The organism is Schaalia suimastitidis DSM 15538 (genome assembly GCF_000429105.1).
Lineage (GTDB): Bacteria > Actinomycetota > Actinomycetes > Actinomycetales > Actinomycetaceae > Pauljensenia > Pauljensenia suimastitidis.
In genome coordinates, this window is record NZ_KE386848.1 from 159,249 (window position 1) to 179,237 (window position 19,989).

The following is a 19,989-nucleotide window of genomic DNA, read 5'->3' on the forward strand; positions in this document are numbered from 1 at the left end:
GATAATCGTTGTCAAATGGAGTGTTGGTGGGCGGGTGCAATACCCGTGGAGCCGCGGACAATGAGATCAGGGGTGTATTCGAAATGTCCCACGGCGCTGTTTGCGTCATTGATCTGATTAAAGAGCGCACGTACTGCAGCGGTAGTAATGGCGGCGATGGGTTGGCGAATTGTTGTCAACGGAGGGGACATATGCGCCATCAACATCGTGTCATCGAAACCGATCACCGAAATATCGCCAGGAATTGACAAACCCAAGGAGTGAAGTGTGCGGATGGCGCCAAGCGCCTGAAGATCGGAACCGCAAATAATGCCTGTGACCCCCTGTGTTGCCAGCTGTTTGGTGGCTGCGGCCGCTGCTTCATAGGTGTAAAAGGTTTCAACAATCACAGGATCTGTAATATCAAGGAACTCTTTCATCGCCTGACAAAAGGCATTCACTTTACGTTCTGCCGGAATGATATGGCTATAGCCCCCAAGTAACGCAATATTTCGGTGTCCAAGGTTGACCAGGTGATTCACAGCCGCGTGGATGCCAATATTGTCTGCGGTAGAAAAATCCGGCGCGCTGATCTCTTTTCGTGCACCGTTAATGGTGACGAAGGGGATGTGCCGCTCGCTCAGGTGATGGTAACGGGTCAGATCGCCTCGGTAATTAGCGTGCCTGCCCGATATGAAGACGATCCCGGCAACGCCGCGTGCCACGAGCTCATTAACGTAGTCTTCTTCTGATGTTCCCCCTGGGGTCTGTGTGCAGACCAAAGGCAGCGTGCCTGCACGTGAAAGCTCAAGTTCCATGGCGTGGGTAAAGGCCGCAAAAACGGGATTGGTGAGCTCAGGAACAATAATGCCGACGGTGCGCGAACCGTGAGCGCGCTCATGGCTGGGTCGTTCGTACCCTAAAGAATCGATGGCGACCAGTACACGATGGCGTGTGTCGTCAGAAACTTGGCCGGTTTCATTGATAACACGGGAGACAGTCGCCGTGGACACACCGGCATGCCGTGCGATATCCGTCAGTCGTGTGCGGGTCTTCGACATCGAAGGACTCCTCGTAATGCGTGGAATTGCTCCGTAAAATGTAACAGAAGTGTAACAGTTTCGCAATTCTCATGTAACCCTTGCAGAAATGGGTGTGTAACGGTTACATTGGTTTTCACCGGACGGGGCTGTCCACATCGGGAGCCCGCCACACCTCACAACTCAGGAGTTCTGATATGCGACGCAGCATTGCAGCAATTGGCATTGTTGCCCTCACGGCATCACTTGCAGCATGTGGCACCAACAAAGCCGCGGACACGACCTCGACCAACACCGCGACCGAGACAACAACCAGCGAAGTGGGCACCCTTACCATCTGGGCCGACGACACCCGTTACACCCAGATGCAAGAATTTGCTACGGATTTCACCGCAGCCACCGGCATTGGTCTCAACGTCGTCCAAAAATCCGAAGACGATATGGACGATGAATTCATCACCCAGGTGCCCACCGGCAATGGCCCCGACGTTATGGTCACCGCACACGACCGCCTCGGCGGCCTCGTCGCCAATGGCGTAGTTGGTACCATCGACCTCGGCACCGCAGCCTCAGAACTGTCCGAATCCGCAGTACAAGGCGTGACCTATGACGGCCAAACCTACGGGATGCCCTACGCCATCGAATCGGTCGCCCTCATTCGCAACAATGCACTCACCACTGACACCCCCGCCACCTTCGATGACATGATCGCCTCAGGTAAGGCAACAGGCGCCGAGCGTCCTTTCGTTGTCCAGGCAGGTACCGGCGGACAACTTGACCCGTACCACATGTACGCCTTCCAAACATCTTTTGGTGCGCCCGTATTCAAACAGGAAGCGGATGGCTCCTACACCACAGAACTCGCGCTCGGCGGAGAAAACGGCACCAAATTTGCCGAATGGCTCCAAGCGCAGGGTGAAGCCGGTACCCTCGACACCTCGATCTCAGCAGATATCGCCAAGCAAATGTTCCTCGACGGCAAGGCCCCCTACATTGTGACCGGCCCATGGAATATCTCCGCCTTCACCGAAGCAGGCCTCGACATCGCGGTCCTGCCGATCCCCAGCGCCGGGGGACAAGAAGCCCAACCATTCGTGGGTGTGCAAGCCTTCTTCCCCTCAGCCAAGACCGCTAACCCGCTCCTCGTCGCCGAATTCATGAAGTACGTCGGCTCCAAGGAAGGCCAGCAGAAGCTGTACGAACTCGGCCAACGCATCCCAGCTCATACTGCTGCCGCACAAAGCATTGACGATGCACTACTCAAGGGCGTCGCTGAAGTTGCTGGTTCTGGTGTGCCAATGCCCGCCATCCCCGAAATGGGTTCCGTGTGGGAATTCTGGGGTGCCACCGAAGGCAATATCGCCACCGGCAAGGAAGCACCTGAGCAAGGATGGGCCACAATGGTCACCAACATCCAAAACGCCATCGCCAAGTAAAGACCCTTCACAGCAGTGAAGTCGCGATAGTCCCGGATAATCATTCATACGGTTATCCGGGACTATCCACACACCACAACGATCCACCCAGCCACACTCCCAGCACACCGGAGCATTCCACATGACACCCTCCCAAAATACGGCAGTGGATGAGGCACCCGTCTATCATCCTTCTCACGCCCGAGACGTGAGACGCCCAGGCTTTTTCATCAAACTCTTACTCATGATGCTGATCGATGCCTTGGGCATCTACGGCATTATTACCGCCGCCATCGTGCAGTCCTGGATCATCGTGACGGTCCTAGTCGTCTTACTCATCGCCCTCAACTATGTGTATTTCTCGCGCAAGATGATTCCAGCGAAATACCTCATTCCTGGGATGGTCTTCCTGCTGATTTACCAAGTTTTCGTCATGGGATACACCGGCTACGTGTCACTGACAAACTACGGTCAAGGACATAACTCCACCAAGAGTGACGCCATCGAAGCAATCCTCATGCAAAACCAGCGGCGCGCCCAAGACTCCGTGGACCTTTCAGCAGTCATCCTCGACCGAGGTACAACCCTTGGTTTAGCCGTACTAGATAAAGACAGTGGCGAAGTGCTTATTGGCGATGCACAAACGCCACTCGAAGCAGTGCCTGGAGCAACGCTTGACAATATTCCTGGCGAAACCATCCTCACCTTCAAAGAGATAGTTGCCCGTCAAACGGAACTGAAAACCCTGACTGTCCCAGTCAGTGACGACCCCAACGACGGTTTCTACGTCACCAATGATGGTTCCACCGCTTACCGCGCAGTATCCCTGCTCACCTACGATGAAGCTGCCGACACGATGACCAATGCCGAAACCGGCGTGGTGTACACCGCCTCGTCAAGTGAAGGTGCCTACGTTGCTTCCGACGGCACCCAGCTGTCGCCAGGCTGGCGCGTCTTTAAAGGATTCGACAACTACGGCAATATTTTCGCCAACTCTGATCTAGCTGGTCCCTTCCTGAAAGCGCTGGGATGGTCCTTCGCCTTCTCTATCCTGTCTGTGTTGACGACCTTCGCATTCGGACTTTTCTTGGCGTTGGTCTTTGCGGACCAACGCGTCAAAGGACGTCGCATCTATCAGTCGCTCCTCATCCTTCCCTACGCCTTCCCCGCTTTCTTAGCGACACTGGTGTGGCGCGGCATGCTCAACACCGACTTTGGCTTCATTAACCAGGTTCTGCTGGGTGGCGCTTCCATCCCGTGGCTTACCGATGGCCTGTTAGCGAAGATCGCTATCCTCGGCGTCAACCTGTGGCTCGGCTTCCCCTACATGTTCCTCGTCTGTATGGGTGCCCTCCAATCCCTGCCATCCGATGTGATGGAGGCAGCACGTATGGACGGTGCGTCAGCACTTCGCACTGTGTGGAGCGTGAAACTTCCGCTGGTCCTTCAATCCACTGTGCCGCTATTGATCGCCTGCTTTGCCTTCAATTTCAACAATTTCTCGTTGATTTTCATGCTCACCGGTGGTGGTCCCAACTACCCAGGCTTGTCGGTGCCGGTCGGTGAAACGGATATCCTCATTTCAATGGTCTACAAGATCGCCTTCCTTGGCGGTGCCCCCGACTACGGCTTGGCCTCGGCCATGTCAATCGTCATCTTCGTCGTTGTGGGCGTGATTGCCTGGCTTGGCTTCCGTCAAACGAAAGCATTGGAGGAACTGTGATGGCACGTAACGCACGCACTGAGAAACTTCACACCTCTGTGACCGGATGGCGGTGGATAGCCGAGGTAGGGTGGCGTCACGTTGTGGGCATCCTCGTCATCATTTACTGCGTGATTCCACTAGCTTACGTCTTGTCGGTGTCCCTGGTGCCGAATGCGACGCTGACCGGCTCCAACGAACTCTTCCGCACGGTTTCATTCGACAATTTTGCTGCCTTGTCTGATACGCCGTATTGGAGCTGGATTGTTAACTCGCTCATCGTTTCCAGTGTCACAGCCATTGGGACAGTACTGATGGGGGCAGCGGCAGCTTACGCGTTTAGCCGCTACCGTTTCCGCGGTCGTCGTGGCACCCTTACCTTCCTCCTTTTAGTGCAAATGTTCCCGCAGATGCTGGCATTCGTGGCTCTATACCTGCTGCTCCTTGGTATCCAAGATGTCTTCCCGATTATTGGGTTGAACTCCAAACTTGGTCTGATTGCGGTGTATCTCGGTGGAGCACTCGGTTCCAATACCTTCCTGCTCTACGGTTTCTTTAATTCCGTGCCACGCGAGCTTGACGAGGCAGCACAGATTGATGGGTGCAGTCATGCACAAACCTTCTGGACGATCATCATGCCGTTGGTGCTGCCAGTTCTTGCAGTTGTGTCACTGTTGAGCTTTATTTCCAGCTTCGGTGACTTCGTGATCGCCAAGGTTGTGCTTCAACAGCCCGAACAATTCACCCTCGCGGTGGGTATGTATAACTGGGTGGCTGATGCCAGGACAGCCCCGTGGGGGGTATTTGCCGCAGGTGCGGTGGTCGCTGCGGTACCAGTCATCGCGCTATTCCAGTACCTCCAGCGTTACATCGTTTCTGGCCTGACGGCAGGAGCCGTCAAAGGGTAGGGGTCACAAGCGGCAAAGGTGGCATATGCGGGTAAGCCCTGCGTATGCCACTTTTGTCTGTGTGGGTGTGCGTCATCGGGTTGTTGGGCGGGGTCTCCTCCTGTATGGCGGGCAGCTTCCAGGTACTGCGCGGGGGGTTCGTTGCTCTCGCGTGCCGAGGTGGTGCGTGCCTTCTGCGTAGTGCGCGCCTGCCGAGGCGGTGCGTGCGTGGGTTGTGTGGCCTCGACACGCTGATGCTTTCCCAGCCTTGCCCGCCTTGAGAGCGCAGCAAACCGAAGGGGGCGCCGTGGGGTAGACTTTCTGGGAACGTGTCGCGCCAGCCAGGTGCGGCACCCTATATAAGGAGCACGAAGTGGCAAAGGGACCATCCCGCCTCGAATCCGTTATCAGCCTCGCTAAACGCCGCGGTTTTGTTTTCCCCTGCGGCGAAATCTACGGTGGTACACGCAGCGCCTGGGACTATGGGCCGCTGGGGGTTGAACTCAAAGAAAATATCAAACGGCAATGGTGGAACTACACCGTGCGTTCACGTGAAGATGTTGTTGGGTTAGATTCCTCGGTGATTTTGCCACGAGAAACATGGGTGGCATCCGGACACGTCCAAGCCTTCACCGACCCACTTGTGGAATCCCTCCATACCCACAAGCGTTATCGTGCTGATGAACTCATTGAACAATACGCTCAACGTAAAGGTCTTAATCCGGACGACGTGCAACTGTCTGACGTGCCTGACCCGGTCACCGGTCAGCCTGGTGCTTGGACGGAGCCGCGCGCATTTTCTGGCCTATTGAAAACCTATCTGGGACCAGTGGACGACGAACAGGGCCTGCACTACCTGCGTCCTGAAACTGCTCAGGGGATCTTCATTAACTATGCCAATGTCATGACCGCATCGCGGAAGAAACCGCCTTTCGGTATCGGGCAAATTGGTAAATCCTTCCGCAACGAAATCACGCCCGGAAACTTTATTTTCCGTACCCGTGAATTCGAGCAAATGGAACTTGAATTCTTTGTTCAGCCAGGTACCGACGAAGAATGGCACCAGTACTGGATTGACCACCGATGCGATTGGTATGTTGATTTGGGTATCGCCCGTGAAAATCTTCGCCTGTACGAACACCCCAAAGAAAAACTATCTCACTACTCCAAACGTACCGTTGACATCGAATATCGCTTCGGATTCCAAGGCTCGGAGTGGGGCGAACTTGAAGGCATCGCAAACCGTACAGACTACGACTTGGGTGTGCATTCACAGGCATCAGGTGCCAAGCTTGACTACTTCGACCAAGCAACAGGCGAGCGGTGGATTCCTTACGTTATTGAACCGTCAGCGGGCCTGACGCGTTCCCTCATGGCCTTCCTTATCGAGGCGTATCACGAGGATGAAGCTCCCAACGCTAAGGGAGGTGTCGATACGCGTACGGTGCTGCGCCTCGATCCGCGCCTCTCTCCGGTAAAGGTCGCAGTCTTCCCATTGTCGCGTAAAGACGAACTTACGGGACCGGCGCGCGAACTAGCTGCAGAACTGCGGCAGTTGTGGAACGTCGAATACGACGACGCGGGTGCGGTAGGTCGACGCTACCGCCGCCAAGACGAGATCGGCACCCCGTACTGCGTGACCTACGACTTCGATTCCGTACAAGATGGAGCCGTCACCGTGCGTGACCGCGACTCCATGGTCCAAGAACGCATTCCGTTAGCTGAGGTGAAAACCTGGCTCATTGAACGCCTCGGAGCCTGCTAAGTGACCGCACCAGTTCAGCGTACAGCTGGCCCGACCACCCCTGTGGAGGTCGGGCCGCTGCGTCTATGGTCACCGGTGATCCTTGCCCCAATGGCAGGTGTAACCGATGCGCCATTTCGTCGCCTCTGTCGATATTTTGGTGAAAAAGGCCTGCCCAAGGGGTGGTTTGACAGGCATAGGCTCCAAGCAGGTATCGACGCCCCAGCTGGCTTGTATGTCATGGAAATGGTGACATCACGGGCACTGGTAGAGGGGGTTCCACGCACCATGGACATGGTGCGCCCCGATCCCAGGGAACGGGTCCGTTCCGTTCAACTCTATGGTGTTATCCCGAAGGTCATGGGGCAGGCAACAAAGATCCTCATCCACTGCGACCTTGCCGATCACATTGACCTCAATTTCGGGTGTCCAGTCCCTAAAGTCACCCGTAAAGGTGGGGGAGCGGCAATCCCATGGAAACGCGACCTTTTTGCTGACATTATCGCCGAGGTCGTGGGGGCCGCTGACGCAGCAGGAAAAACTGTAGGACGCAATATTCCTGTGACGATTAAGATGCGGATCGGCATTGATGATACCCACGAAACCTACCTTGACGCCGCCCGCATTGCTCAAAATCTGGGCGTGGCTGCTATCGGCCTACATGCGCGTACCCAAACGCAGCATTACTCCGGTAAGGCACGTTGGGACGATATTCGACGTTTGAAAGATACTGTGACGGTGCCCGTTCTGGGCAATGGCGATATATTTGCTGCTGCCGATGCGGTGCGGATGATGGAAACCACCGGCTGTGACGCCGTCGTCGTGGGGCGTGGATGCCAAGGCAGACCCTGGCTTTTTACCGACCTTGTTGCTGCCACACACGGCCAGGATCTCATGCCTGGCCCATCATTACGCGACATTGTTGACATTATTGAACAGCATGCGCGCTGGGCGATAGATGATGCAGGCGATGAATATCGTGCTATGCGAGAAATGCGTAAACATGTCGGCTGGTACCTGCGCGGTTTTGCCGTTGGTGGTGCCGCACGCCATGCACTCAACCGTGTCAGCACATTGGATGAACTCGTTGATGGCCTCCACAGCCTGAACCTTGATCAACCGTTCCCACCTGCTGCTGAAGGTCCACGGGGGCGTGCTGGGGGAGAAAAAACTCCGCACCTGCCCAATGGGTGGCTTGACCACCCTTACCTTACCCGGGCAGAACGAGCCAACCTTCATCTAGCTGAGGAAGTAGGGGGATCCGATGGGGGCTAAGCCGCTCATAGTAGGACGAGGCACCACCACCGTGAGTCTTGGGGACAAGGCGCGTATTATCGTGCCTCTGACCGCATCGAGCGTGCCCGACCTTATTGCGCAGATAGATGCTGCACGCAACGAACCTCACGACCTTTTCGAGTGGCGCGTCGACTATTTCCATGGCGAGCCTTCAGAGGCACTTGCCGACATACATGCCGCCAGCACGGTGCCCCTGATCGCAACGGTGCGAACAACAGAAGAAGGGGGGAAGGCAACCCTGACCCCGCACGCATATGCGCAGCTGGTGACGCAGCTCGCCACGCGCGCAGATGTCGTCGATGTCGAAATATCACGCCGTTCCAGTCGCGAGATAATTGGCACAATCCACGCACAAGGCGCCGCTGTTATCGCTTCTTACCACAATTTCTTGGCAACGCCGCCAGAGGAAGATCTGCGAACCATCATCACCGCCCAGGCCAATGCTGGCGCCGATATCCTTAAATTTGCCTGCCATACGCGCAGCCGACACGACCTCGTCACCATCCTCACTGTTCAAATGTGGGCCAACGACACCTTTGCTCGTCCCATAATTGGTATTGGCATGGGGCCGGAAGGGACGCTTAGCCGCATCTGCGGCATGAGCCTCGGGTGTGCCGCCACCTTCGCCACCGTCGGCGCCGCGTCGGCACCCGGACAGCTTCGCGCCACTGACGCCAAAGCGGTGCTTAACCTTCTGAATGCTTAAACGCAGACATTAATTCCGGTGTTGCACACTCAAAATGAAGCCATGCAATAGCTTGTGACCTGCCTAAATAGGCGAAATTAATGTTTCTTGGAATCCTCTCATAAATGATTTAGCTGCTTTCCAATCTTGGATTGCCATCCTTTATGTCAACGGGCCAAACCGGTCCCATCGACATAGGAGGCGATTCAATGTTCACCGAGAAAACACGAGTCGTACTGTACAGCCACGACTCCCAGGGCCTGGGGCACCTGCGACGTAACCTTGCCCTAGCCCACCACCTCGCCAACGAATTGCCACGCATGGGCGGCAAAGAACTCACCGGTCTACTTGTCACCGGCATTGTCCCCCCGGCCGGATCTACCCTTCCTGAGGGCTTCGACTGGTTGATTCTTCCCGGCATTTCGAAGGCAAGCGGCTCCTACCAGGCACGCAACCTCGGTGAAGACCTCCCTACCGTCCTATCCATCCGATCAGCGATGATCGAAGCAGCATTGCTGTCATTCGAACCGGATATGGTCATCGTCGACCGCCACATCTATGGCGTCGGCAAAGAACTAAAAAAACCGCTGCACTGCCTGCGCAGCTACCTACCCCATAGCCGCATCATCCTGGGCTTGCGGGAAGTCCTCGACAGTCCACAGCGCTGCGCACGCGAATGGGAAAAACTCGGTGCCGGTACTGAACTGCGGGACATCATCGACGAAGTCTGGATCTACGGCGACAAAAAAGTTCACGACACTACCGCCACAGGTGAAATCCCCTGGTACCTGCACACAAAGGCAGTCTTCACCGGGTACATCGCGAAACGTCACCACCTTGGTGACCACGGCCTCGACTCGAAACGTCCCTATATTGTCACGACCGCAGGCGGCGGCGAAGACGGCTACCACATCCTCGAACAGGCTGTACAAATCGACGTGCCGCACGGATATGACCACATCGTCGTTACCGGCCCTCAGCTTGACCGTGACAGTCGCAAACGCCTCCATACCATCGCCCGAACCGGTACACAGATCATCCCATCACTGCCGGGCCTAGGCAAAGTCATCGACGAAGCCAGTGCCGTCATCGCCATGGGCGGCTACAACACGGTCAGCGAAATCCTCGCCACCACCACCCCCGCGCTCATCGTTCCACGGGAAAAGCCTCGACAGGAACAACTGATCCGCGCACAAGCCCTGGAAAAACATGGAGCCGTTGAGGTATTGCGTGCCCCACACGCACATGCTGATTCGCTCACCGCATGGATCCACTCGGCTGTTGGCCGCACCGTGTCACGCAGCAATATCGCCAGAGACGGCCTTGAGCATATGTGTCACCGCGCAGCAACACTCCTGAAAGACACCGCAGCATCCACCATGAAAGAAGTCCTATGAAACCCCGTATCGCCTACATCCTCAAGGTCTACCCCCGCTTTTCTGAGACCTTTATCGTCACCGAAATCCTTGCCCGCGAAGCTGCAGGTGAAGACATCAGTATCTACTCGCTGCGACCCACAAAGGACAGCCGCTTCCACCCCGAAATTGCTCGCGTTCAAGCCGGTGTCACCTGGATAAGTCGCCCCACCACAACGGAAGAATTGTGGGAAAGTATCACCGCTTCACTGGCCGGTACCCACGAGGCCGAACGTTTCGCACAGATCCTTCCCGCATTGGCTACCTTACCGCCCGACGAAGTTGCGCAAGGCCTTGAATTGGCATATCGCCTTCAAGCGGACGGCATCACGCATATGCATGCCCACTTTGCGTCCCTCGCCGGCCGCGTCGCTTGGATCGCTTCACAGCTGAGCGGCATTCCTTTCACTGTCACGACACACGCCAAAGACATCTTTCACACAAGCGTGGACCCACGATGGCTCAGCCGCGTACTCACAGGCGCGCACCGCGTCATTGCTATCAGCAAATACAACGAACGCTACCTCCACAATTTCCTCCAAGGACAAAGCGCTAATATCAGTTTGCTGCGCAACGGCATTGAACTGTCCCGTTTCCCCATGAAAGACCGTCACGACGTTGGCCCAGTCCTGCGTTTACTTGCCGTTGGCCGCCTGGTCCCCAAGAAAGGTTTCGACGTTCTTATCGAGGCGGTGGCGTGGCTACGCGACAACGGGATTGATTTCCGTCTTGACATCGCCGGTGAAGGCGAATGCGCAGACGAGCTCAACGCCCTTATCGCCCGCCTTCACCTGGGCGAACACGTCCACATGCTTGGTGCACGCACACAAGCAGAAGTACGTGCATTGCTGGAGGACGCAGATATCTTCCTCGCTCCCTGCCGGGTCGCCGACGACGGCAATATGGACGGACTCCCGACCGTCCTCCTCGAATCGATGGCCGTAGGTACACCCGTTGTGGCCACCGCCGTCACCGGGATCCCCGAATTGGTCCGCAACGGTGAAACAGGCGTCCTCCTTGATGAGGCAGAAGCCACCAGCCTCGCGCAGGCAATCGTACGCCTCGCAGCTGACGCCACACATCGCCGCCTTCTGGCAACTAATGCCCGCAACCTTCTGGAAATCGAATGTGACGCGCGCCGACAAGCGCGCACCCTTGGCCAATGGGAATCCGCAGAACAGGAGCAAAACTAATGCGTATCGCTTATGTATGTGTTGATCCAGGTATCGCCGTATTTGGTACCAAAGGTGCTTCCGTGCACATCCAAGAGGTCGTTCGTGAACTGCGTGCCCTGGGACACGAGGTCGAGGTCCATGCCCTCCGCCGTGGATCCGAAGTGCCCCGGGACCTTTCAGACCTAAAAGTATGCGAATACCTCATCGCCCCCAAAGATGGGCTTGAACGAGAACACGCCCAAGAAAAAGTGTCCCAGCAGATCGTTCGCGCCATCCGCGAAGGCAACTACGACCTCGTGTATGAACGTTACAGCCTCTTTAGTACCGTGATTGCTGACCTTGCTGTCATGCGTGAAGTGCCGGGCATCCTTGAGGTGAATGCGCCTCTTATTGATGAACAGCGTCAGCATCGCAGCCTCAGCAACGAAACGGGTGCGTGGCGGGCGCTGGAACGCCAAGCCCACGCGGCACGAGCCGTCATCTGTGTTTCTGACCTTGTCAAAGACTGGGTGATGCGTCATGCGCCCCTCGCGCGCGCATTCACAGTAGCAAACGGCGTGTCGGTGACACGCATCACCCCACAGCCCGAAGACAGCCACAATGTCATCGTCACCTTCGTCGGCACACTCAAACCGTGGCACGGCGTTGAAGAACTACTACGCGCAGCAGCACTGCGTAAAGAAAACTGGAAACTGCGTATCATCGGGGACGGCCCCGAACGTCAGCGCCTCCAAAGCCTCGCCGCTGAACTTAGTGTGGACGCCGATTTCCGAGGCGCGATCGCCCCCGAGCACATGATGCAGCACCTGGCAGGTAGTGCCATTGGCGTAGCACCCTATCCCCAAGCCAAAGCAGGCGACTCGTATTTCTCGCCGCTGAAAGTCTACGAATACCTCGCAGCGGGCTTGCCTGTTGTCGCCTCCGACATTGGACAAATCCCGCAAATCCTCGACGACTTCGGCGTACTGGTTCCCCCATCAGACCCGGCGCGCCTCGCACAGGCACTGGATGAACTCAGCTGCGATCGTGATCGACGCGCCCACATGGGCAAAGCTGGCCGTACTCGCGCCGAAGAGCGCCACTCCTGGCAACATGTCGTGCGCACCATCTTGCAGCTGGCGGCGATCACCCATGCCTGAAAAGAAACGCCAAGGGATGCGAGCAGCTATTGCGCTGCTTGCACCTCACCTGAAAAAACACAAAGGACTGATTTTCTTCGGCACCCTAGCGTTGCTGTTGGACGTCGTCTTTAGGGTGCTGGAACCCTGGCCACTCAAGATCGTGATTGATTCGATCCTGAGCGCACAAGGTATCGAATCTAGCGGACCAAAAGCCACCCTGACGATGCTCGTCGTCCTGGGCGGACTGCAGGTGCTGATCGTGGCTGCACGCGCTGCGTGCAACTACCTATCCACAACCGCATTTGCCACGGTTGGCTCACGTGCAGCCGCGTCATTACGCAAAGTGGTATTCAGCCACGTACAAGGCCTCAGCCAGCAATTCCACGCACGTAACCGCAGCGCCGACACCGTACAACGGATCGTTTCCGATGTAGCACGTATGCAGGAAGTCGCCGTCACCGCCGGCCTACCACTGGTGGCCAATATGACAACCCTGGTGGTCATGCTGGGCGTCATGGCCGTCCTCGACCCAATCCTGGCCATCGTCGTCGTCGTGGCAGTGGCACTCTTTGCCCTCAGCACATCAGGTATTTCCCGACGCATCACCGAAGCATCCCGCAAAAGTCGCGCCGGGGAAGGACATCTGGCAAATACCGCCCAGGAATCCCTGTCATCCATTAAGTTAATCCAAGCCTACGGACTGGAATCCTTTATCGAACGCCGTTTCGCTGGAGCCAATAAATCCTCTATGAAGGCCTCCATTTCGTCCCTCCAACTGGCAGCTCGTCTCGAACGTGGCACAGATGTGATTGTCGGCATGGCTTTGGCTGCAGTAATTGTCGGCGGCGGCATACGCGTCATGGGTAGTGCGATGACTATCGGTGAACTCGTCGTCTTCATCACCTACCTCAAATCCACCATGAAGCCACTGCGCGACATGGCAAAATATACCGGCCGTATCTCACGTGCCAATGCCTCGGCAGAACGTGTCGCTGACCTGTTGGCCACCCGCAATGAAATTGTCGAAAAAGACAATGCCATGCATCTCAATAGTGTTGCCGGCGACATCATCTACGACCACGTGAGCACTGCCTACGATGGGCACCAGATCCTCAACGACGTTTCCCTACGCATCACCCCAGGGGAACATGTCGCATTGGTGGGACCGTCGGGCGCAGGAAAATCGACATTCATGTCGCTCCTGGTTCGCAGCCAAGACCCCACCAGCGGCCGCGTCCTTCTGGACGGCAAAAACCTTACCGATGTGTCGCTCACGCAGTTGCGCTCACAGGTCACCATGCTGCACCAGGACGCTGTACTGCTGGCCGGCACCATCCGCGACAATATCGCGATTGGCGACTCAAATGCCACCCAAGAAGATATTGAAAATGCAGCGCGTGCCGCCAATGCGCATCACTTCATTACTGAGTTGCCCGATGGCTACGACACCGTCGTAGGGGAGCGAGGCGGCACATTATCAGGCGGCCAACGTCAACGCATCGCCATTGCACGCGCACTATTGCGCAACAGCCCCGTGATCTGCCTTGACGAGGCGACAACGGGCCTGGACCCGGAAGCGACGACGCAAGTCCTTGAAGCTCTCGACGTTCTCATCCAAGGCCGCACGACACTGTCAGTCACTCACCAATCGGTCAGCGCCTTGCGGGCAAGCCGTGTCCTGTGGATCGACAACGGGCAGGTACTTCTGGACGGCACGCCCACCGAATTACTTGAAACCTCCCAACTTTTTAGGGACTGGGTAGATGCCGACACCGGCACGAAAGGCATGGTGAATAAGTGATGCAAACAGCAGATATTGTCGACTTCACCATGGATAGCACCGCCATCAGCGACGCCTTCGGACGTCCTGTGGAAACTACACGCATCCGCATTAAACCCGAGCACTCCCTCGCGCTTTCACTCAAAGAGGGCGCAACGGGTGCCACCTACTGGGCACAGATCCTGTGGCCACACAAGCGAGACAAAGCCACCACGATACGTCGCGAGACAGCGGGGCAGATCCACGAATGTGAAATGCCAGGGGAGTTGCTCCTCATTGGCGGTCAGGCCCTCACAGACCCGGCACTTGACACCTATACGCGCACACTTGCCCTTGATGGCTACCAGATCCTTCGTCACAACCCTTTGCGCCGCCTCGTTGTCGGCAACGACACCACCATTTGCCGTGTCAGCGCCCGGCCTCAGGTAACGATGACTCAGCTTCACAGTGCGCTGGCAGACCTGCCAATCCCCGCACTCGTGAGCGCCCCCCATATCGGGCCAGCCAACGCGACCCATGTGAGCGCGCAACAACGACTGGGCAGTCATGACCTCTCCCAGGTGCGCAGTGCCCACGGGCACTGGCACGCCGGCCAGATCCTCGCCGCCCTCCATGGACACGCCGCGGCCGCCATGCTGCGCCAACCACGCGGTATCGACCGTCACCTGGCAGCTGGCACCGCCCACATTGGCATCCTCAGTCACCTTGCCCCAGCACTCGCACAGCGACTGGCGGAGCTACTGCCGCTGGTCAAACGCGAAAAAGGCCAATGTGTCCTCACTCATGGTGATGCGTCGCCCGATCAATTTCTCGCTAACGACGCCGAAACCCACGTCTGGATCACCGACTTTGAGCGTGCACGCTTGGCGCCACGTGAAGCAGACCTCGGATCCTACCTTCAATGTGCGCCGCCTCATGCAGCCCAGCCCTTCCTTGACGGCTACGAGGCTGGCGGTGGCCAGGTACCCGACGATGACTATCTGCGTGACGCGCGAGCCCGCACCATCGTGGAAAAACTCGCAGAGCCACTGCGCAATGCGCAGCCCACGTGGAAAAACGACATGAACAACGCCCTTGACGAACTGGAAGGACTCCTTCGATGAAAGCGTTTGAACGCCTCAACGCCATCGCGGATGTTCGACGCGCGTGGCCAGCAGCAGGCAACAGCATCGTCTTTGAAACACTTGACGAATACCAGCGTATTCGCGCCGGCAAGATTGACGCCGACGGCACGGTGACGATTAATGCCTACGCCAGTGACGGTCAACTGCCGACAGTGGCAGGTGCGACCGGCGATATTGTTGTCCACCGCCTCGGCAGACGAGCTGTCGAAATGCGCAGTCGAAGCGTACGCAAACACCTGCGCGCCTCCAAGGTCGCCTCAGCTTTTGGCGCAGCCCAGCTCGCCTCACGCGCAGCGCGGCGCTGCGGACTGTATGTCCCGCCCGTCATCGCCGTCGGCCAAACCTATATCGACTTCGAAATGCGTCCGGGTATTAGCCTGGCCGGTGCTGACTGCCCCGAAAGCGCGTGGGAAGCCTTCTACGCCACATGGCCAGGTTTTGCCGCCAGCACAGTCGACGCCGCCACACACGATGGCGCAGATGAAGCCCGGGTACTTGCCACGTGGCTTGACCACGTGCGCACCCACAACACCATGGAAGCCATCACCGACATTGCTGCCAATGCTCAAAGGGTTGCTGCAGTCTTGACTCGTACAGGTGACCATCTCGTCACCGCCCACCGTGACCTGCACGAAAAGCAAATGCTGTGGGATGGACGTCACCTTACCCTCCTCGATGGGGACACCATCGCCCGCAGCGAAGCGGCCCTTGACCTTGGCAACCTCGCTGCACACCTTGAACTTGCCGCCACCAGCGGACACATTCCCACCAGCACAGTCAACCACCGCCTGGGCAAACTTCGCGACCTTGCGCACACGATGCATGTGAGCGAAAGCCGCCTAGAGGCATATACCCAAGCAGCACGCCTGAGAACCGCGTGCGTGCACTCATTCAGACCAACATCTATGCCGTGGATCAGCCACTGGATTGACCACTGCCTGGCCCACTGACAACACCCACGACCAATGGCGCGAATAGTCGCGCCTGACACCACTCGTTCCACCTCAGACATGAAAGACAAGGACTACCACTATGAATATCTCAGTTATCGGATGCGGATACCTCGGCGCCGTCCACGCAGCATGTATGGCCTCCCTCGGCCACACGGTCGTTGGTATCGACACCAATAAAGAACGCGTTGACGCACTTGCTCAAGGTATCCCACCGTTCCACGAACCCGGCTTTGAGGAACTACTGGCTGAACAAATTGCCAGCGGACGCCTGAGCTTTACCACCAATGCTGACGAGGTGGATTTTTCCAGCATCGACGTTCACTTCCTTGCCGTGGGCACGCCACAAAAGGCTGACTCTCATGCCGCTGATCTGTCGTACCTGTGGAGTGTCGTGGATATGCTCATCACGAAGGATATTCGTGGAGCACTCCTCGTTGGCAAATCGACCGTCCCAGTCGGCACCGCCCAACAAATCGCCGACACCGTCGAACCCTATGGTGCAACCCTTATGTGGAACCCTGAGTTCCTACGTGAAGGCTTCGCCATCAAAGACACCTTACATCCTGACCGCATTGTCTACGGTCTGCCCGCCGACGAAAACCGTGCGGCACGTGCGAAAAGTACCCTCGATGCTGTGTACGCAGCCCTGCTAGAAGAAGAAATCCCACTGCTCACAGCTGACTACGCCACTGCCGAACTGGTCAAGGTTGCTGCGAACGCCTTCCTGGCAACCAAGATCTCATTCATTAACGCCATGGCCGAAATCTGTGAAAGTACCGGTGGTGATGTGACAATCCTGGCTGATGCCATCGGTCACGATCCGCGTATTGGTCGCCGTTTCCTTGGCGCCGGCATTGGTTTTGGTGGCGGCTGCCTACCTAAAGACATACGCGCCTTTGTTGCGCGCGCCGAAGAGCTTGGCAATGGCGAATCGGTGTCCTTCCTCCGACAGGTTGACGCCATCAACGGGCGACGCCGCAGCCGCGTTATCGATTTGTCCCACGAAATGTTGGGCAAGGACCTCTCTGGCGCGCGCGTGGCCGTGCTTGGCGCCGCATTCAAGCCCAATAGTGACGACATACGTGACTCGCCGGCCCTTGACGTGGCAACGCGGCTTCACGAGGCAGGGGCAGATGTAGTGGTCACCGATCCCAAGGCCCTGCCTGCTGTTGCGGCCCGCTACCCGCAGCTGCGCCTCGAAAAGGAAACAACCACAGCGCTCAAAGATGCCGACCTGGTGATCCTGGCAACGGAATGGGACGAATACGCCACCCTCAACGCCACCCAGGTGGCAGGCCTGACACGTCAAAGCAACGTGATCGACGCACGCAACGTCCTCAACCATGAGCAGTGGCGTTCCCAAGGGTGGAACTTGCGCGGCTTAGGGCGATAAAAGATGAACATAGGTGCACGTATCCTCAAGGCAGGGCACAATAGCCACGTGAGACTTTGGGGAGCGGATGCCAAAATCCGTACGCGCATCCTATGGAGCATCATCGGTGTGGCCGTCAGTGCCGTACTGGTATGCGGGGTCAGCGTCTTTGTCCTCCAAACAAATAGTGTCTACTCGCAGATGACGTCAGAACTGCAAAGTATCGAAGGCGAACTCAAAGTACTTGCTGAAACTGGAGTAGATCCGCAAACAGGACAACCTTTCGCTGACCCCGCTGCGGTGATCCGCACACATTTAGAACGTTCAGTACTTCAACAAAGTGAATCAGAAATGGGTTACGTCGGCGCGAATCTCACCTGGCTCGCGCCCTTGGATGTGACATTTCGGCCCGAACAGGATGCCGAACTACTCAGCGACGTCGCACAATGGGTCCAAGCCACCGAAAGCACCATACGTACCGTGTCGACGACCTCAGGTACCTACAGGGTCCTGGTGGCTCCTGTCCATTCGGGTTCTTCCTCTGGCGCCCTCGTGCACGTCTACGATGTTAATAGTGCACTGGCGGGTCTGCGATCCATGCTGTGGACCTATGCCATTGTGGGGATCTTCACCATTGCGTTAGTGGCCGCCTTGGCCCATTTACTTGTTGGCAGACTTTTGCGACCCATCGGTGAATTGCGTGATGCCACCGAATCCATTGACGAAACAGATCTGACCAAACGCGTGCCTGTACGAAGCCGAGACGACTTGGGGCGTTTGGCCGCATCCTTCAACCGAATGCTTGACCGTGTGCAGGAAGCCTCAGATGCACAGCGGGCCTTACTTGACGATGTCGGACATGAGTTACGTACCCCGGTGACGATCCTGCGTGGCCACCTTGAATTAATCGACCCCACCGATGAGGACGATGTCCGTCAAACCCGCGACTTGCTCCTTGATGAGACCCAACGCATGGGGATGCTCGTAGAAGACATTCTGATGCTCGCCAAAGCCCAGCAAGCAGATTTTGTTACCGCTACTGACGTTGACCTTGAGGTCCTTGGCGAGCAAGTCTTTGAAAAGGCGCGCGCCCTTGGTGACCGCGCATGGGTTGCTGACCTTCACGCTGTTGGCCAATCGAGGCTTGATGCGAGCCGTGTCACCCAAGCCTGGTTGCAGTTGGTGGACAATGCTGTCAAATATTCACGACCTGCCTCCACGATTACCGTGGGGTCACGTATCGTTGACAACGTCATTGAGTTGTCAGTGCGCGACGAAGGTATTGGCATTTCACCTGAGGATCTTGATCGTATTACTCAACGTTTTGCCCGCAGTCGCCAAGCGGCGCGCATGGCAGGCGGGAGCGGCTTGGGCTTAAGTATTGTCGAGACTATCGTCGTTGCCCACGGGGGTGTCCTTGCGGTCACCTCACAGCCTGGGATCGGATCAACCTTCACCCTGCGCCTACCTGTCGTTCATGCACCTGACCCTGATACACCCGATACGTCGACGGCATCGTCGAAGCCCACACCCTCCAAGGAGCGTCAATGAGACAGATCCTCATCGTTGAAGACGAAGAACGCATCGCCTCATTCATTGCCAAAGGACTGAAAGCTGCAGGCTACTCGACGATCGCCACGCCGTCGGGCCGTCAAGCCGTCACCTTACTGCTGACTGCAGAATTTGACCTCGTCATCCTTGACGTGGGTTTGGAGGATATTGACGGGTTTGAGGTCCTTGAACAGATGCGCGGGCAAGGTGTGTCAACGCCGGTCATTATGTTGACTGCACGTTCATCTGTGGCTGATCGGGTTGCGGGCCTGGAAGGTGGAGCCGACGACTATATGGCGAAACCTTTCTCCTTTGATGAGCTTTTGGCGCGTGTGAAGCTGCGTTTGCGAGCCGAAAAAACGCAAATGCCCGAGGCGGAGCTTGCTCACGCGGGGATGGTGTTGAACCTGCGGACACGCCAGATACACGTGGATGGGCGCGTGATCGACCTGTCGGCCCGTGAATTTGCGCTCGCTGAAGCGTTGATGCGTCACCCTGGGCAAATACTGTCGCGTGAACAACTCTTGTCGTCCGTTTGGGGTTTTGATTTCGACACGGGTTCCAATGTGGTGGATGTGTATATCTCGTATTTGCGTTCCAAATTAGGTAAGGATCACGTGGAAACGGTCCGCGGTATGGGGTATCGCCTCCGATAGGCGTTTTGTGTGCAGTTTTCTGGCGCGCGCGCATGCTCGGGTGCATCCGACATGCATCACCGTGTCATTGCAGTGTGTCATTGCCTGTTTCTGC

16 protein-coding genes are annotated in these 19,989 nt (G+C 56.9%); 15 read left to right on the forward strand and 1 reads right to left on the reverse strand.

Translation table 11 applies throughout. The features are described from left to right. Positions 1 to 11: 11 nt before the first annotated feature. Positions 12 to 1,040: a LacI family DNA-binding transcriptional regulator gene (locus G438_RS0107595; protein WP_026460809.1), complete on the reverse strand. Its 1,029-nt coding sequence runs from the start codon at positions 1,038 to 1,040 to the stop codon at positions 12 to 14. A gap of 176 nt (positions 1,041 to 1,216) precedes the next feature. Here G438_RS0107595 and G438_RS0107600 point away from each other — a divergent pair, with 176 nt between their 5' ends. From G438_RS0107600 to G438_RS0107670, 15 genes are all read left to right on the forward strand, one after another. Then, on the forward strand, positions 1,217 to 2,455 hold the full coding sequence (locus G438_RS0107600) for a sugar ABC transporter substrate-binding protein (RefSeq protein WP_026460810.1): 1,239 nt from the start codon (positions 1,217 to 1,219) through the stop codon (positions 2,453 to 2,455). Between the two features lie 121 nt (positions 2,456 to 2,576). Further along, the gene (locus tag G438_RS0107605) at positions 2,577 to 4,157 is read left to right on the forward strand and encodes an ABC transporter permease subunit (protein WP_051259411.1); all 1,581 of its coding nucleotides are present in this window, start codon (positions 2,577 to 2,579) and stop codon (positions 4,155 to 4,157) included. Beyond that, positions 4,157 to 5,044 (forward strand): sugar ABC transporter permease, encoded by an 888-nt coding sequence (locus tag G438_RS0107610; protein ID WP_026460812.1) that lies wholly within the window; start codon positions 4,157 to 4,159, stop codon positions 5,042 to 5,044. Before G438_RS0107605 ends, G438_RS0107610 begins: the two co-directional genes overlap by 1 nt. Positions 5,045 to 5,396: 352 nt before the next feature. After that, entirely contained in the window at positions 5,397 to 6,788 is a 1,392-nt protein-coding gene (locus G438_RS0107615; RefSeq protein WP_026460813.1) for a glycine--tRNA ligase, read from the forward strand. After that, the gene (dusB, locus tag G438_RS0107620; RefSeq protein WP_276201232.1) at positions 6,789 to 8,042 is read left to right on the forward strand and encodes a tRNA dihydrouridine synthase DusB; all 1,254 of its coding nucleotides are present in this window, start codon (positions 6,789 to 6,791) and stop codon (positions 8,040 to 8,042) included. Continuing rightward, complete coding sequence (aroD, locus tag G438_RS0107625; protein WP_026460815.1) at positions 8,032 to 8,769, forward strand: type I 3-dehydroquinate dehydratase; 738 nt, start codon at positions 8,032 to 8,034, stop codon at positions 8,767 to 8,769. Before dusB ends, aroD begins: the two co-directional genes overlap by 11 nt. A gap of 188 nt (positions 8,770 to 8,957) precedes the next feature. Beyond that, complete coding sequence (locus G438_RS11375) at positions 8,958 to 10,145, forward strand: glycosyltransferase family protein (protein ID WP_051259412.1); 1,188 nt, start codon at positions 8,958 to 8,960, stop codon at positions 10,143 to 10,145. Continuing rightward, entirely contained in the window at positions 10,142 to 11,356 is a 1,215-nt protein-coding gene (locus tag G438_RS0107635) for a glycosyltransferase family 4 protein (RefSeq protein ID WP_034285674.1), read from the forward strand. Before G438_RS11375 ends, G438_RS0107635 begins: the two co-directional genes overlap by 4 nt. Next, a complete protein-coding gene (locus G438_RS0107640; RefSeq protein WP_026460817.1) occupies positions 11,356 to 12,477 on the forward strand; it encodes a glycosyltransferase family 4 protein in 1,122 nt (373 codons plus the stop codon). The genes G438_RS0107635 and G438_RS0107640 overlap by 1 nt, the downstream gene beginning before the upstream one ends. Before the next feature lie 16 nt (positions 12,478 to 12,493). Continuing rightward, entirely contained in the window at positions 12,494 to 14,260 is a 1,767-nt protein-coding gene (locus G438_RS0107645) for an ABC transporter ATP-binding protein (RefSeq protein WP_026460818.1), read from the forward strand. After that, positions 14,260 to 15,342, forward strand: coding sequence for a phosphotransferase family protein (locus tag G438_RS0107650; RefSeq protein WP_026460819.1), 1,083 nt, complete (start codon positions 14,260 to 14,262; stop codon positions 15,340 to 15,342). The genes G438_RS0107645 and G438_RS0107650 overlap by 1 nt, the downstream gene beginning before the upstream one ends. Continuing rightward, positions 15,339 to 16,313 (forward strand): hypothetical protein, encoded by a 975-nt coding sequence (locus G438_RS12070; protein ID WP_051259413.1) that lies wholly within the window; start codon positions 15,339 to 15,341, stop codon positions 16,311 to 16,313. The genes G438_RS0107650 and G438_RS12070 overlap by 4 nt, the downstream gene beginning before the upstream one ends. Before the next feature lie 82 nt (positions 16,314 to 16,395). Further along, positions 16,396 to 17,709, forward strand: coding sequence for a UDP-glucose dehydrogenase family protein (locus G438_RS0107660; RefSeq protein WP_026460820.1), 1,314 nt, complete (start codon positions 16,396 to 16,398; stop codon positions 17,707 to 17,709). A 48-nt stretch (positions 17,710 to 17,757) separates the two neighbouring features. Continuing rightward, positions 17,758 to 19,239: a sensor histidine kinase gene (locus G438_RS11385; protein WP_240471031.1), complete on the forward strand. Its 1,482-nt coding sequence runs from the start codon at positions 17,758 to 17,760 to the stop codon at positions 19,237 to 19,239. After that, positions 19,236 to 19,895, forward strand: a complete 660-nt coding sequence (locus G438_RS0107670) for a response regulator transcription factor (protein ID WP_026460821.1) — start codon at positions 19,236 to 19,238, stop codon at positions 19,893 to 19,895. Before G438_RS11385 ends, G438_RS0107670 begins: the two co-directional genes overlap by 4 nt. The last annotated feature ends 94 nt before the right edge of the window (positions 19,896 to 19,989 follow it).